The 17371-nt window shown below is 41.2% G+C and carries 8 protein-coding genes and 4 tRNA genes; 8 read left to right on the top strand and 4 right to left on the bottom strand.

What is annotated here, in order from left to right:
• The 7 genes from IEY48_RS16125 to IEY48_RS16155 all read left to right on the top strand — a co-directional run.
• A partial coding sequence (locus IEY48_RS16125) for a beta strand repeat-containing protein (RefSeq protein WP_188922158.1) occupies positions 1 to 5491 on the top strand: 5491 nt, incomplete at its 5' end.
• An 85-nt stretch (positions 5492 to 5576) separates the two neighbouring features.
• The gene (locus IEY48_RS16130) at positions 5577 to 7754 is read left to right on the top strand and encodes a type I secretion system permease/ATPase (RefSeq protein ID WP_188922160.1); all 2178 of its coding nucleotides are present in this window, start codon (positions 5577 to 5579) and stop codon (positions 7752 to 7754) included.
• Positions 7751 to 9133: an HlyD family type I secretion periplasmic adaptor subunit gene (locus tag IEY48_RS16135; protein WP_188922162.1), complete on the top strand. Its 1383-nt coding sequence runs from the start codon at positions 7751 to 7753 to the stop codon at positions 9131 to 9133. The genes IEY48_RS16130 and IEY48_RS16135 overlap by 4 nt, the downstream gene beginning before the upstream one ends.
• A gap of 78 nt (positions 9134 to 9211) precedes the next feature.
• Positions 9212 to 10564 carry a TolC family outer membrane protein gene (locus IEY48_RS16140; protein WP_373293746.1) on the top strand — a complete coding sequence of 451 codons (1353 nt, stop codon included), beginning with the start codon at positions 9212 to 9214 and terminating at the stop codon, positions 10562 to 10564.
• Positions 10564 to 11169, top strand: coding sequence for an OmpA family protein (locus IEY48_RS16145; RefSeq protein ID WP_188922166.1), 606 nt, complete (start codon positions 10564 to 10566; stop codon positions 11167 to 11169). The genes IEY48_RS16140 and IEY48_RS16145 overlap by 1 nt, the downstream gene beginning before the upstream one ends.
• Before the next feature lie 46 nt (positions 11170 to 11215).
• Positions 11216 to 11905: a transglutaminase-like cysteine peptidase gene (locus IEY48_RS16150; protein ID WP_229786528.1), complete on the top strand. Its 690-nt coding sequence runs from the start codon at positions 11216 to 11218 to the stop codon at positions 11903 to 11905.
• Positions 11906 to 11912: 7 nt separating this feature from the next.
• Positions 11913 to 13835, top strand: a complete 1923-nt coding sequence (locus tag IEY48_RS16155; protein WP_188922167.1) for a bifunctional diguanylate cyclase/phosphodiesterase — start codon at positions 11913 to 11915, stop codon at positions 13833 to 13835.
• A gap of 219 nt (positions 13836 to 14054) precedes the next feature.
• Here the strand turns inward: IEY48_RS16155 and IEY48_RS16160 are convergent.
• From IEY48_RS16160 to IEY48_RS16175, 4 genes are all read right to left on the bottom strand, one after another.
• Positions 14055 to 14131 (bottom strand) — tRNA-Pro (locus IEY48_RS16160).
• 58 nt (positions 14132 to 14189) lie between these two features.
• Positions 14190 to 14266 (bottom strand) — tRNA-Pro (locus IEY48_RS16165).
• A 21-nt stretch (positions 14267 to 14287) separates the two neighbouring features.
• A tRNA-His gene (locus IEY48_RS16170) sits at positions 14288 to 14363 on the bottom strand.
• A gap of 51 nt (positions 14364 to 14414) precedes the next feature.
• A tRNA-Arg gene (locus tag IEY48_RS16175) sits at positions 14415 to 14491 on the bottom strand.
• A 242-nt stretch (positions 14492 to 14733) separates the two neighbouring features.
• Between IEY48_RS16175 and IEY48_RS16180 the strand changes: the two genes are divergently transcribed.
• On the top strand, positions 14734 to 17358 hold the full coding sequence (locus tag IEY48_RS16180) for a sensor domain-containing diguanylate cyclase (protein ID WP_188922174.1): 2625 nt from the start codon (positions 14734 to 14736) through the stop codon (positions 17356 to 17358).
• The last annotated feature ends 13 nt before the right edge of the window (positions 17359 to 17371 follow it).

The raw sequence follows: 17371 nt of genomic DNA on the forward strand, positions 1-17371 counted from the left end.
GCTCACCAATGGCTTGGATGTCGAAGTCCCTGTGACCGCAGGCGCGACGCAGGTCGATGTCACCGCCCAAGTGATTGATATCGCCGGTAACCCATCTGCCACTGCGATGGATAACCAGCCTGTTGACCGAATAGCACCTTCTGCACTATCAATTATTATTGTTGATGACGGTACACCAGGTGATGGTTGGTTAAACAATGGTGAAATTGCAGCCAACGGTAGCGGAATACAAATTAAAGCAGATGTTGAAAATACAGATTTAGTTGTAGGTGGTTTTGTTTCAATATCAATCACTGTAGATGGAAATGAAGTTTCATTTGATTTAAAACTCGAAAATGGTCAATTGGTTAATCTTGACGGCTCAACGCCTAGCATTGCTTTTGATTATAACAATGGTGAGATCACATGGACTGAAGATGTTCCAGCAGCAGGTGATCAAATCACAGTTGAAATAACACAAACTGATGCAGCAGGTAACGAATCAACAACCGCTACAGATACAGCAACGATAAATAATGTTGATGCTAATGATGATATCCCTGGTTCGTCATATACTGTAACGACAGGTTCTAGCAGTAATTGGGCTATTCCACAGTCAGACGGTGAAGCTCTAATGACCATTTCCGCTCGTAACGGTGATGGATCTATTGGATCAATCAGCTATGACTCAAGTAACAATCTTGGTGTAGCAGGTTCTCCACGCACATCAGGTCAAATTGCTGGGCAGATTGAGTATGATTCAGCTACTGGCACATCGGAGTCCGTTGTTATCGACTTTAATGGCTTAGTGAATCAAGCAACATTTAGTGTTTCTCATTTGTTTACCAATGAAAACAATGGTGAGCAAGGTGTATGGATGGCTTATTACAATGGTCATTTAGTCGCCAGTGAAATATTTACTACAAGTTCTGGAGATGAGGGAACTTTCACTATAAATACTGGTGACATTGTATTTGATCAGTTGGTTTTTCAAGCAACAGAAACAGTTAGTGAAGCAAATGGTGGACCGGCATTAGTTGACTCCTCTGATTACTTCCTAACAAGTGTGACAGCATCTGGACCTGCAATTGTGGGGAGCTATGTTGTGTCTGAAGATAGTATTTTATCAATAACAGACACTAATTCAGGCTTATTGAATAACGATAATGACTTACAAGACCACTCTTACTCTTTAACAGACGTAAATGGAGCAAGCATTACGGATGGGCAAGTTGTAACTCTCCCAAGTGGAGCACTATTAACCATACACAGTGATGGAACATATTCTTATGACACCAATAATGCTTTTGAAGCATTAACTGCAGGCCAGCTATCAACAGATACCTTTACCTATACAGTAACAGATGAATATGGTGCAACAGATACTGCAACAGTTACCATTAATATTGTAGGCGCTAACGATACTGCTATTATCACTGTCGGTAGTGGCGATACCGATGCAGGTACAGTCACTGAAAATGGTGCTACCGATACCGACAACACCACCGTTGAGATTGTCACGGGCAGCTTAACCGTGACCGACGTTGATGCCGGTCAAGCGGTGTTCCAAACACAAACAGATGTCGCTGATGCCAACTACGGTAGCTTCAGTATTGATGCCGATGGTAACTGGACTTACACTTTAAATAATAACCACATTGATGTGCAGTCGCTTGCTGAAGGGGAAACCCTTACCCGAGATATCACGGTAACTTCAGCCGATGGCACTGCGACCCATACGGTCACTATTACCATTGTCGGTACAAACTCTACTCCAGAAGCAGCTCCTGATGCGTTAATCACAGTTGAAGGCGAGACGCTCGTATTCACTACCAATGACTTAGTTAATAACGATAGTGATGCTGAAGGCAATAGCTTATCCGTATTCAAATTCGCACCAGGGAATTCAAATAACAATAGTATTGATGCCACTCAAGCAGGAGAAAGTTTCACAACAACTCTGGGCGGCACTATAACTATCAACGCTGACGGAACATACAGTTACCAAGCTCCTGCAAACCTTGATCACAGTAGTAACGATACATTGATCGATAGTTTTTATTATCAAGCAACTGATGGAACAGGAAATTCAGAGTGGACGCTAGTGTCAATTGATGTCAATGATACCGCTCCAGTTGCTGTTGATGACAATGATAGCATTGGCTTTGGTGGTTTAGCATATGGCAATGTGATAACGGCAGAGGGTACCGATGGTTCTGGAGTCGATACACTAGGGGCCGACTCTACAACGCTGATTAGTGTTACTTATGACAATGTTGTTTATGACAGCTTTGACAGTGATGGTAACCTCACTATAGACACGGGTAAGGGACAATTAGTTATTAATCAAGATGGTAGCTATAGCTATCTATCAACACAAACTGATACCACCGTCAATAGTTATACATCTGATGACTTAAAGAATAATACTGACATCGATTTATATGGATTCAGCGCGACCACAACTTTCGACCTAAGCAACTTAGGTACACCAGGCAGCAATGTTGGCTCTAACAATAGTAATAGCCGTATTGGAGTTGATAATGCTCGAATCAATACCGGAGAAGCGCTTGTTATTGATTTAGGTTCAGCGGCTACAATTAATAATGTGACTTTGAATCTAAGCGACGTAGGCGATTCAGAACAGGTTATTTGGACTACTTATGATGCTAGTGGAAATGTTGTATCTACTGGAACATCAAACAGTAATTCATTAGTTATTGATTCTAGCAGTCCTTTTCAATATATCGTGTTATCTGCTGGTGTGAGTACTAATTATTCTCTTAATTCGTTAACAGCAACATCTATAGGAAACGGAACACCAATAACTGAAGAATTCACTTATCTGCTTGAAGACTCTGATGGAGATCAATCTACGGCTGTTCTAAGTATGTCTCAAGACTCCACACCTATCGCTGCAGATAATACTGCAGAAGTATCAGAGTCCGGTTTAGTTGGCGGTACCCTAGAAGGTACAGGCTCTAATATTGCTACGGGCAATCTATTAGACAATGACTCTGGCATTAGTAGTACTACAGTCATAAGCAGCTTAGATGGTCAATCACCTGTTGATGGTATTATTACCATTACAACCGCTAACGGTATTCTAACCGTATATACCGAGGATACAGCTGACTTCAGAGCGGGTGATTATCAATATGAACTCACAAATTCTAATACTACTAGCGCTGATGTGTTAGAAGAATATAGCTACACCATTGAGAATGACTCTGGGTATAGTAGTGATGCGACATTAACGATATCCATTCATGACGATGTACCTGTAGTTCAAAATATTGAACAAAACCTTCAAGCTAGTGCGGACCCAATCACGACTAACCTAACACTGATTTTAGATGTGTCAGGTAGTATGGATAACAGCGCAGGTAATGGAAAAACCTACTTAGAAACCGCTATTGAATCTCTAACCGCATTAATTAATGAAGTTGATGATGCCGGTAATGTTAACGTTCAAATTGTTACCTACTCTAGCAGTGTTACAAATTCTACTTGGTTAATTGACGACATTGACGCAGCGATAAATTATCTTAATGCACTCCAAGCAAATGGAGGCACGTACTATGATATAGCCTTAGAGACTGTCATGGAGGATATAAACCTACCTGACGCAGATCAAAGCTTTGTGTATTTTATTTCTGATGGTGTTCCAACAAATGGCCATGATGTTGATGCAACGCTTCAAACTCAGTGGCAAACATACCTAGATACTTACTATGACATTGCATTTGGTATTGGTATTGGTAATGCTAGCTTAGATCAGATATTACCTATCTCATATCCTGAAGTTAATAGTGCTGAAGAGTATGCGATTAAAGTTAGTGATGCCGATGATTTAACTAATACTATTCTCGATTATTTTGAGTCTAATGCTATTAGTGGTGGGCTAGGTATTCTAGGAACCAGTTCAACAGGTGTATTAGTAGGTGCCGATGGCGGAAGTGTAGATCAACTCGTGATAGATGGTGTTACTTACAGCTATGATGCAAATAATCCTATACAAATCATCACCACTGCGTTAGGTGCAACATTTACCGTTGACTTTGTCTCTGGTGAATATAATTACTTTATCGATTCAACTGAAAATGTGCTCAATGAGCAAGAGATATTTGAAGTAACCATTATTGATAATGATGGTGATACTGGTACATTTGAGCTGGTGATTAATGTTGATTATCACGCGTCATTAGATGCCAACGTCAATAATGTGATTACCAATCAAACAGCAGGAAGTAACCTCACTATTTCGACTGAATACCTTACCCATGGTGATGCAACGACTAGTGATGCTGAAATCACTAGTGTCACTAATGTCAGCGGCAATAATGCATCGCTAAATAATGGCAATGTTACGGTTACCGCTGCAAATGATGGCGATAGTTTCAATTATACTTTGACCGGTAATGGCACAGAAGACAGCGCTAATGTCACGATTGATTATCAAGACTCAACAAAATTAACCGGAACCCACGAAAACGACATTATTATTGCTAACTCAACCGCTACTAGTGCTGTAATGTTAAGCATAAATGCCACAGTCGCTTCAGGAGATACTTACAATAGCCAAAATCAATTCGGTTTTGAAGCTGCATTATTAACTGCTGGCTTATCGATCACTCAGATACAAATTAACCTTAATGCTGGAAGTGATTCAAACGCTATCTTCGATATCAGTGATTCCAATCTTGTAAAAGGCTCTAATTCACAAGGTATAGAAGATAGTAACGATGACATTTTTGCCAATATGACGGCAGACAGTGGCACATTTACAGCGACATTTACCGAAGGTGACTTTACAAATGGCGACCAATTCTGGTTCTCAATTGATACAGATAGCCTAGGGGCTGATACTGGTAGTGATTTAGCTTCAGCAGGTGTAACTTTCACTATTACCTTAAGTGATGGTAGTACTCAAACAGGAACTTATATCTCAGATGGAGCGGGTGGTTCAACTGGCGGTATTTACTTTGCCGATGCTATTCTTGATGGTGGTGCTGGTGATGATGTGCTGATTGGTGGCGATGGTAACGACCTGCTAATCGGTGGATTAGGCGACGACTTACTCAGCGGCGGTTTGGGAGATGATATATTAAGTGGTGGTGAAGGTAACAATACCTTTGTATGGAATGCTAATGAAAACGGCACTGATACCATGATTGATTTTGACGTCAGTAAAGACAGTCTTGATTTAAGTGACCTATTGGTTAATGAAAACTCGACTAACTTAGACAGTATGCTTAATTTCAGTGAAACTGACGGCACCACTACTATTAATATTGATGCAGATCATGATGGAGTATTTGAGCAACATATCATATTAGATGGTGTAGATTTAACTGATGTATATGGCAGTACTGATAATGGTGTTATTATCAATGGGTTGTTAGATGACGGTGCACTTATTGTTGATACATCAACAGAAACCACAGCACCATCAACAGGAACCACAGATCCTGATCTATATGACCAGTACAGTGGAAATATTATTCCTTAATAGCAACATATTGTATGCGCCACATAGTATTATGTGGCGCATACAACGTTACTTCTAACAATAATAAATTAAGGACTCTGATTAGGTGCCTATAACTGCGTCTAACACAAACGAGCAGTGGACGATTTCTGCCTCACAACGTGTAACGGTTGATCCGCTACTCGACTGCTTAGTACTGCTAACAGAACACTTTGGCAGCCCTTGCTCTATTGATTCTTTGGCGGCAGGTTTGCCACTGTCAGGTTCAGTTATCTCTCCAGAATTAGTGCCACAAGCAGCAGCTAGAGCAGGCTTGTCTGCAAAGCTATCACGTAAAGACTTAAATCAAATTTCAGACATACTTTTACCGTGCATTTTATTATTAAAAGATAAAAAGGCCTGTGTATTAAGAGAGCTTGATTTAGACAATGATAAAGCGGTTATTCAATTACCCGAAACCGGCGGCGAAGAAAGTCTGACAATAGAGGAACTAGAGTCCTTGTATGTTGGCTACCTATTTCTAGTCAAACAAGATTATCGTGGTGATAAAAGCTTCGATGTTCACCTACATGACAACAATACACACTGGTTAATGCAAAGTATTAAAGACTCTGCACCTATTTATCGTGATGCACTTATTGCATCGGTATTGGTTAACCTATTTGCATTGGTTTCTCCACTGTTCATTATGAACGTTTATGACAAAGTGGTGCCCAATTTAGCTTTTGAGTCGCTTTGGGTATTAGCTATTGGCGCAAGCATAGCCTATTTGTTTGATTTTATTATGCGTCAACTGCGGAGTTACTTAATCGATATTGCCGGTAAAAAAGTCGATATTATCGTTTCCTCAAAATTATTTGCCAAAGCGATAGGAATTCCGCTATCAAAACGCTCTCCCAGTGTCGGCGGAATGGCAAGGCAACTCGGTGAGTTTGACAGTATTAGAGAGTTTTTAACCTCAGCAACAATCACAGCACTGGTCGATTTACCTTTTGCCTTGCTCTTTGTCATCATCATTTATATTGTGGCGGGTGATTTAGCACTTATTCCTGTTTTTGGCAGTATCGTCATTATCGCTGTGACCCTCTATCTGCAACCTAAATTAAAGCAAGCCATTGAAGAAAGTAATCGTTATTCGAGCTTAAAACACGGTCATTTAATTGAAAGTTTAACCGCACTCGAATCAATAAAAGCCAATGGAGCGGAAGGTCTCGTACAAAAAAGTTGGCAACAAATGATTGGCCATACAGCGAACTGGCAGCTAAAGAGTAAAAAGCTCTCTAATCATGTTGCCCACGTTGCCAATTTTATGGTGCAAGTTACAGTGGTACTTGTGGTTATTCTCGGCGTTTATCGTCTGGCTGATAATGAAATATCAATGGGCGGAATTATTGCTGCAGTAATGTTATCGAGCAGAGCGATAGCACCAATGGCACAGCTGGCAGGGCTTATCTCTCGTGGTAATCATACCATTAGCTCATTACGTCAACTTGATACCATCATGAAAGAAGAGGATGAGTTCGAGGACAAAGGCCATGTGGTCAGTAAAGAACGTATTATGGGAAAAATCGAAGCTGACAACATTAGTTTCAGTTTCCCTGGTACAGAAAAGCCGAGCTTGCACCCATTATCACTGCGTATTAAACCCGGTGAACGCATTGCAATTATCGGGCGTAATGGTTCTGGCAAAAGTACCTTAGCAAAATTACTACTTGGATTGTACAAGCCTACCCAGGGTAGCCTGCGATACGACGGTTTGGATTCAGGACAAATTCATCCAAGCGATCTTAGACGGAATTTTGGCTACTTACCTCAAGATGTCACCCTATTTCACGGTACGATCCGCGACAATATTTTATTTGGTTCACGTCAAGTCACTGAACACCAATTAATGAGAGCGATTCAGTTATCTGGAGTGAATATGTTCACTAACTTAGAATCTGAAGGACTGGATCAGCAAGTTGGAGAGGGAGGATTATCCTTAAGCCGTGGCCAACGCCAAACTGTTGCTTTAGCCAGAGCAACACTTAACGACCCACCGATATTGCTAATGGATGAACCCACGGCCAGTTTAGATGCGCGCGCCGAGAAGCAGTTTATTAGATCGATGCAACTCGTTAGCCGTGACAGAACATTACTACTCATTACGCACAAAATGCATCTACTCAATTTAGTTGATCGTATTATTGTATTAGATAAAGGTCATATCATGGCCGACGGTCCTAAAGATGAAGTACTTGCCAAGCTTAACTCCGGCGCAATGGCGGGAGATCAAAACTCATGAGCAAACACTTAACCGCCGAAGATTTAGAAATGGTCGATGACGTATACGGGGCTATGATGACAGATGCCCCAACAGGACATCGACTCATTATATGGTCACTCGCTGCCATGATGTTGTGCTTTGTCATTTGGGCTTACTTTTCTGAATTAGATCAGGTCACCACAGGTGAAGGCAAAGTCATTCCATCATCACAATTACAAGTGATTCAAAGCTTGGACGGCGGGATCTTACAAGAGATATTTGTTCAAGAAGGCCTTATGGTCACCAAAGGGCAACCATTAGCGCGTATCGATGACACACGTTTTAGATCTGACTTCGGCCAACAAGAGCAAGAAGTCTACGGCTTACAAACTAACATTATCCGTATGCGTGCAGAGCTCGACAGCATCGTCATTTCAGACATGTCAACGGACTGGCGCGAGCAAGTTAAAATCACTAAGCAAGCGCTAACGTTTCCGGGCGCAACAATTGCAGCGGAACCTGAGTTAGTAAAACGACAACAAGAAGAGTACTCGTTGCGTTTAGATAATCTCAGCAACCAGTTAGAAATTTTAGTTCGTCAAATTCAGCAACGACAACAAGAAATTGAAGAACTAGCCTCGAAGATTAATACACTCACAACCAGTTACCAGTTAGTGACTCGTGAACTCGAATTAACCAAGCCACTCGCCCGCAAAGGTATTGTGCCAGAAGTCGAGCTTTTAAAACTTGAACGAACAGTAAATGATATCCAAGGTGAACTGCAATCTCTGCGGTTGTTACGTCCAAAAGTGAAAGCCACAATGGATGAAGCCATCTTAAAGCGTCGTGATGCTGTATTTGTGTACACCACTGATTTACGTGCACAATTAAACGAGTTACAAACTAAATTATCTCGTATGAATCAGGCACAAATTGGCGCTTTTGACAAAGTCAGTCGAGCGGTGATTACTTCCCCAGTTGTCGGCACGATTAAGAAAATTTACTTTAATACTTTAGGTGGAGTTGTCCAGCCAGGCGAGCAAATCATTGAGATTGTGCCGTCAGAAGATAAACTATTGATAGAAACTAAAATTACCCCTAAAGATATTGCATTTTTACATCCCGGGCTTCCTGCTATAGTTAAAGTCACAGCATATGACTTTACTCGATATGGCGGCCTCAAAGGTACCGTTGAGCATATTAGTGCCGACACCTCACAAGATGAAGAAGGCAATAGTTTTTACATTATCAAAGTAAGAACTGAACAATCGAGTTTATTAAAAGACGATGGCACAGAGATGCCAATAATCCCAGGAATGCTCACTTCGGTGGACGTTATCACAGGGAAAAAATCAATACTTGAGTACATTTTAAATCCAATTTTAAGAGCAAAAGATACCGCTCTTAGAGAGCGCTAAGAAGAACCAGGAGGGTTTTAAATGAGCACTTTTAAAAATCAGCGAACTAAAGTCAGTGCTGCTGCACTTGCTTTGTCTATGCTGATTGCACCAACAGCATCAAGCCAATCGCTTGAACAAGCTGTGGCGCATACTCTAGACACAAATCCAGATTTACGTATTGCTTTTAACCAATTTAAAGCACGCGAAGAACAGGTAAACCAAGCATCTGCAGGCTACTTGCCTACGGTTGATGTATCTGCCGGCTACGGCTGGGAGCAAACCGACAGCCCTTCAACACGCCGCAAGGCGGGCCAAGGCGATGTTGATGACGATGGCGTTATTGACTTAAACCGTGGCGAAGCAGGCTTTAGCATTAAGCAAATGTTATTTGATGGCTTTTATACTAGCAGCGAAGTTGACCGTTATTCATATGAAGCCAGTGCTGATCAATGGGCATTGTTTGCCGCAGCTGAAGACATGGCATTAACGGTTACTGAGGTATATCTTGACTACATACGCACTCAACAAGTGCTAACGCTGTCAGAAAAAAACCTAGAAAGTCATCAAGACATTTACGATCAAATCAAACAACGTACTGATTCTGGTTTAGGCTCAGTGGCAGACTTATCACAAATCACTGGTCGTTTAGCCCGCGCACACGCAAATGTCATTTCAGCAAAAAATAATTTACAAGATGCCAAGGCAGCGTTTGTACGTATTGTTGAATCTGAACCAGAAAATTTAGTATTACCTGTACCAGATGCAGATATGCTACCTGCAGACTTAAACAAAGGTTTGATGAAAGCTAAAAACGATCATCCTATCCTTAAATCTGCTGAAGGTGACATCAATGCCGCTAAATATGAACGAAATTCAGCTCAGGCAAATTATTTTCCACAGCTCAGTTTAGAACTAGATGGCAACTGGAATAATGATGTTGATGGCGAAGATGGTTACAGCTCACTTAGCAGCCAAAACGTCAATGGTCACAGTAACGACTTAGTCGCCATGGTTCGGGTTAAATACAACTTGTTCTCTGGCGGTAAAGATATCGCTCGCGATAGAGAAACGGCCTATAGAATCAACGAAGCGAAAGAAATTCAACAACGCGCATATCGCCAAGTTGTTGAAGGAATGTCGCTGGCTTGGAATGCCTACGAAATGCTTGCGCCACAAAAGCAATTTATTCGTGAGCACGTCATTGCAGCGAAAGAAACCCAGATTGCATATATACAACAATTTAATCTAGGTCAGCGTACATTGCTTGATTTACTCAATACTGAAAACGAGTTATTTGAAGCACGTAAAGATTATTTACAAACTGAATATGATGAAATTGCCGCTCGTTATCGAGTATTAAATGCAGCAGGTAGCTTATTAGATTCTCTAAGAGTCACCCGCCCAGAAGAATGGCGCGGCGAGTATGCCTATGATGGAGGCGTTAAATAATGAAATATTTAGTGATCCTAGTGGCGATGTTCACCACAACAGCATGCTCAATGAATGACATCGTTGAGCTCGACAAGCCAACAAAACAAAACTTTGACCTTACCGACATGGATAGCGATGGTGTTATCACCGCTCGTGAACGCTGTGCCGGTACCATCCTAGGTGCAAGCATAGACAACTATGGTTGTGGCAAAGTGATTGATATTAACCACAGTGAAGAACTCAATATTTTATTTGCTAATAATTCTGATGTTATCGAACCTCAGTATTATGACGAAGTAGAAAAAATTGCCAAGCTGATGAAAAAGTACCCAAATACTAACGTGGTTATTGAAGGTCACTGCAGTGTTAGAGGCAGTTATGAGCTCAACTTAGCACTCTCTCAAAAACGTGCTAAAGCGGTCACAAAGCTGTTAGAAACCAGTTTTGATATCGATGCTAACCGAATGTCTGCTGTAGGTTACAGTTTTGATAGACCTATCGATACTAGTGGCACACCAGAAGCTGAAGAACGTAATCGCCGCGTAATTGCATCTGTAACAGGTGAAAATACAATGTCAGAGATGAAGTGGAATATCTATACTGTTGACGATTTGGAAGAATAATCGTTAACGAGGATATGAGTCATTGAGTCGTAAAGACGCACATGCCATCGCGACATTTTCTAAAAGGGTCTGCCACAGTATTATTGTGACATCGGCCCTTTTAGTTTCGTTGCTATTTGCAGCACCGACTCAAGAGCTAAATCAACAACATATAGTGTCAGCATTAACCAAACGCTACGGCGATAGAGCAGCGCTACGTGCAAATGCTTGGTTTAAAATACTCAATGATTCTCAACAATTGAGCGATATCGATAAATTAGAGAAAGTGAATCATTTCTTTAATCTTTTTAGATTTGTTGATGACAGTATTCTTTGGGGGGACTCAAATTATTGGGCATCACCAATGGAATTTATTGGAGTGAACGGCGGTGATTGCGAAGACTTTTCAATCGCAAAATACTTCACGCTACTGCAGCTGGGTGTCGCAGAAGATAAACTGCGGATCACCATGGTAAAAGCCACAACGCTCAATCAATACCACATGGTATTAGCATACTACGAACAACCAAACTCAATACCTTTGGTACTCGATAATTTAGATAAAGCCATAAAACCAGCAACACAAAGAAGAGACCTTCTACCGGTATACAGTTTTAATGGTAAACAATTATGGTTAAACAAAGAAAAAGGTCGGGGTGTCTTAGCAGGTTCATCTTCACGCCTTGAGAAATGGACAGACCTTAAACTTAGATTAGGTGTAGATCGTTTACGCTTACCCAAACTCAACATGGAGTAGTGACAACATGACCCTGTTCAGGCAGATCTATGCGTTACTTTTTGCGCTTTTCTTATTAACCATAGCAAGCGTGGCCTACGTACAATTTTCAGAAACCCAAGGTTTTCTGACCAAACAAATGGAATCTGATCTTAATAATGCCAGTAACTCATTAGGATTAATGCTCACGCCGGTTCTTGAAGCGGGTGACACTGCTGGCGCAGAAACCCTAGTTAATGTCATTTTTGAAGGTGGATACTACCAACAAATTAAGCTGACTTGGCTTGTAGACGGTAAACAACAAGTTTGGAATAACGCAATTAGAGTCAATAAAGTACCGCAATGGTTTATTGATCTTAATCTATTTACAAGTATCAATAAACAAACCACGATTACCTCAGGTTGGTTACAACTAGCCACCTTAGAGATCACCGCCCACCCAGGCTTTGGTTATCAAGAATTGTGGCGCATTATCAGCGATATTACTATTTTATTTTCTATCCTATTTTTAATCGCTATCGCGTTTGCCCGAATAGGCTTGAGCTGGATATTAAAGCCACTCAATACCCTTTCAGTGCACGCAAAACAAATCGCCGAGCGTCAATTTGGCCCAGATATGCCTGCCCCTAAAACCAAAGAGCTAAAAGAGTTGGTCGACGCATTCAACAGTATGTCAGCCCAATTAAAGCAAGTATTTAGCTCGCTCGACGAAGAAGTATCTGCCTTACGCAAAAAAAATCTAGTCGATCAAGTTTCAGGTCTACCCAACAGACAATATATCGTCAGCCGAATTAATGGGTGGTTAAGCGAACCCAGCACAGGGGCATTATATTTAGTCAAAATGGATTGGTTAGAAGACGTGCACAGCAAGTATGGCTTCCAGGTGCGTGACGAAACCATTCGCATTCTGTCGGAAAAACTACAACAACATCAAGATGAAATAGCCCATTCGGTTATCGCGCGTATTGCAGCATACGAATTTGCATTTTTAGTCGAAGACTGCGAACACGATCAATTAACTAAATACCTCCAAAGCCTCATCCGCACCGTCAATAAAGAAATATCAAAAGCAGGAAGCAAACCTAACGAGCAATTTAATATCGGTGTTGCTGAACGCTTAGGTCAAATGACAGTGTCTGACATGATGGCTCAGGCAGATAATGCGCTACAGCAGTCAATTAAAGAAGCTAAAGTATTTCACTGGTTTGAAAATACTCAGAAGCAACTTTTCACTCGAGAAGAGTGGCGCAATAATTTAGGTAATGCCATTAAACATAAGAAATTCCAATTCCGTTGGCAGCCAATTCAGCTAAGTGCTAAAAATGAAGTCTGCCAACGTGAGCTTTACTGCCAGTTAAAGATTGAAGATACCACCCTACATGCGGGGCAATTTATGCCTTACGTGGAGCTGTTATCACTGGGAACCCTTCTCGACAGATGCCTTATCGAAACGGTTAACCAGCACAAATTACTCGAACGCAACTATGAGCGAGTCGCAATAAACTTAACCAATCAAAGTATCAGTGATACTGAGTTCCATGTTTGGCTTAAACAATTTTTACGTGCAAACAAATACCCAGACCGTATTTGTTTCGAAATACCAGAAGCCAGTGTATACAGTGATTTAGAAGCCTGTGAGAGCTTGTGTAAAGTGATCCGCGATTGTGGTGCACACTTTGGTATAGACCATTTTGGTCGTCAATTTGGCTCTATGGCTTATTTACAAAGCTTAAGACCACACTATGTCAAACTAGATCAATCTTTTGCTTATATTGAAGACAATCAACATAACAGCGAGTTGTGCCGAGCCTTAGTGAACGTAGCTAAAGGCTTAGACATCCAGGTCATTGTGACGGGTATTCAAGAGAAGCAACAGCTAAGCCGCTTTACTGAACTCAGAGTCGATGCCTACCAGGGCTTTATCTCACCGCCAGTTAATGTAAAGTTATAACGACTTAGCGACATACCCAAGATGCAAACCACTCTACGGAGTGGTTTTTTATTGGGTCACAATACTCTTATGGCTTGAGGGCTTACAAACCTAGCAGACTAATCAGGGATAGGTATAAGGGAAGCGTAACTTATTTCAGTACTAGGACATTAATAGGACATAAAATCCCAAAAAGTGAAAACAAAAAAGCCACTCATTTGAGTGGCTTTTTTGTTAAATTGGTCGGTGATAGAGGATTCGAACCTCTGACCCTCTCGTCCCAAACGAGATGCGCTACCGGGCTGCGCTAATCACCGAAATTTATTTCAAACTTTTACTAGAAACCAGTTAACATACTTAACTCATTTCAAAATGTGGTCGGTGATAGAGGATTCGAACCTCTGACCCTCTCGTCCCAAACGAGATGCGCTACCGGGCTGCGCTAATCACCGAAAATAAAACATTGAATTGAATGGGGTGACTGATGGGGCTCGAACCCACGACAACCGGAATCACAATCCGGGACTCTACCAACTGAGCTACAATCACCACTGACTTTCAATTCTACTAACCAATACAACAGAACCACTACTTACCGAATGGTGCGCCCAGAAGGATTCGAACCTTCGGCCTTACCCTCCGGAGGGGTACGCTCTATCCAGCTGAGCTATGGGCGCTCGCCTTGGTTAGCGACGCATATAGTAGGGATAAAACGGCCTCGCGTCTAGCCCTGATTTGCTTTTTTTAACTGACTGATTAAGTTTTGAGTCATTTTAGAAAATAAAATGTGCAACCCAGTCAATTATTAACTTTATACTTACATTTATTTCGCTTGGATCACATTTATATTTATGGTAATTATAATGGTTGTTCAAAAAATATTTATCGCATAATTAATAGGATAGCCACGGTTGGAGATATGAATAAGGAAAATAGCCACTCAAAACCATCTCCAAGAGTCGAGCACTTACAAAAAAGAGTGACTCGCTTAAAACGTTTGGCTAAAAAATACAAACGTTCTGAAACTATTCAAAATGCGCTACTGGGTATTTCAAATATTGCCACCCAAGTAACATCGCTTGAAGACTTTTATCAACGGGTGCACCTACATCTTCAACAACTTATCCCTGCTGAAAACTTCTTTATCGCCGCAAAAGATCTTAAAACTGGCTTAACCAGCCTGCCTTTTTTCGCTGATTTGCAAGACTCCCACCCCACTGATTTGTACCCTGACCAGGAGATTTCTTCATTACTCAATAGTGGTTTAACCGGATACGTATTAAGAAACGGCGAACCATTACTCTGCGATGACAAAAAGTTTAACGAACTCATCGCCAGCGGCGATATTAAAAGTTTGGGGTCTCCTAGTCATCAATGGCTCGGTGTGCCGATTAAGAATCAAGATATGGTCAGTGGCGTATTAGTGGTTCAAAGTTATAACGAAGCCAATACATACGGTGAGTTAGAACTCGAACTAATGGGCTTTATTTGCCACCATATCTCTGGCGTAATGGAACGACTAGAACATCATGAGCAATTAGAACTAGCGATTACTGAGCGAACCAAAGAGCTTAGCCAGGCTTATGACAAAGTCAAAATTGAAGTTCAAGAGCGAGTTAAAGCAGAAAAACTACAAAAAACCTTATTCGAAATTGCCGATTTATCAGCATCCAATGTGTTACAGCAAGACTTCTATCTGCGTATTCACACGATTCTCAGTCAGTTAATCCCAGCGCATAATTGTTTTATCTCATTGATAGACGATCACAATATGTTGTCATTTCCATTTTATGTATCGCAAATGACGACCCAATATCCATCGTCACGCCCAATGCAAGATGGCTTAACCGAGTACATATTACAGCATAAGCAGCCTCGGTTATTGTCTGCAAAAGACATTGCCCAAATGGTGGCCAATGGTGAAATCTACTCAAAGTCGCCAGAGTTAAATAAAACTGAACGTATGCATCAATGGATTGGCATACCGTTAATTATTAATGGCGATGTGGCAGGTGCATTAACCATTTACAGCCTTGATGATGAGCACATATATCAATCAAAAGATTTGGAACTCCTGACTTTTGTTTCACAACATATTGCCAATGCCATCGAACGCAAACAGGCTGTTGAATCATTAAAAAGCAGTCACGAGCTATTGGAAGATAAAGTCGTCGAACGGACTCGAGCATTAGCCGAGCTCAACAACAACTTACAGCAAGAAATTAACCAGCGCCGAAAAATTGAAGACCAGCTAGTACATGATGCGAAGCACGATGGGCTCACAGGTTTACCCAACCGCAGTTTTTTAATGGAGCGCCTATCACAAGCTCTTAAACATTTACGCCGCCATGGTTTAGATCAGTTTGCCCTATTATTTATCGATTTAGACCGTTTTAAGCTTATTAACGACTCTTTTGGGCATTTAGAAGGCGATCGCTTTTTAATAGAAACGGCTCAACGGATTAAATCGTGTATACGCGACAATGACACCCTAGCAAGAATGGGCGGTGATGAGTTTGTGATATTACTCGACTCAATTAGCGCAACAGATGATGCTATTGAAGTCTGCGAACGCATCTTACAAGCGTTATCTATGCCTTATGAACTGGGTAAACAAGAGTTTATCGCCGGTGCCAGTATTGGTGTCGCGTTTAGTGGTCGTACTAAGTTAGTCACTAGCGAGTCTTTGTTGCGTGATGCTGATGCTGCCATGTACCAGGCTAAGGCAAATGGTAAAGGTTGTTATGTGATATTTGACGACAAACTCAGTACCCAGTCTAAGCAGCAGCATGAATTAGAAGCAGACTTTAAGCAGGCACTAGATAAACAAAAATTTGATATTCACTACGTTGAAGTGGTTGATTTTACCAGCGGTGAAATTATCGCTATTGAGCCTCACATTGAATGGCACCATGCTGAGCACGGACTCATCGAACACCCTAAGCTCAAGCATCTCGCGATGCAATATCAACTGACACTTAATTTAGACGGATATATATTTGCTCACATAAGCAAACAGTATCAACAGCTCAAGCAACAATATCACCAAGATGTTATTTTGCATTTGTCGATTAGCAGTCAACACATCAAAAATAAGTTTGTATTGCGTAACTTAAAAAACTCAATCAAAGCCAGCAATATTGAACCTAATAAGCTAATGCTGTTCTTCAACGAGAAAGCCCTAGTGCAAGACACTGAAAACCACATCAATGGTTTCGACATTATTAGTCAATTAGGGGTTCAGATTGGTATTGATGGCTACGGTACAGGTTACAGTTCATTAAGTTGCTTAAGCTTTTTGCCCATATCAGCATTAAAGTTGGATAACGGCATCAGTAAACACTTGCTCAATGATAAGCAACTACAACTGGTTAAAGCCTATCAACTTACTGCAGAAGCCCTTCACTTTGACATGTATGCCACCACGGTTGATACACAACAACAAGTGCGGCAGTTTCTAGAACTCGGCTACATTCGTGGTCAAGGGCGAGCAATCAGCAAGTTATTCAACGAAAAAAAAAAGCCAACTAAGTCCTGCGCATAAAACGTAATAGCTT

It is taken from the genome of Shewanella saliphila (assembly GCF_014648295.1).
Taxonomy (GTDB): Bacteria; Pseudomonadota; Gammaproteobacteria; order Enterobacterales; family Shewanellaceae; genus Shewanella; species Shewanella saliphila.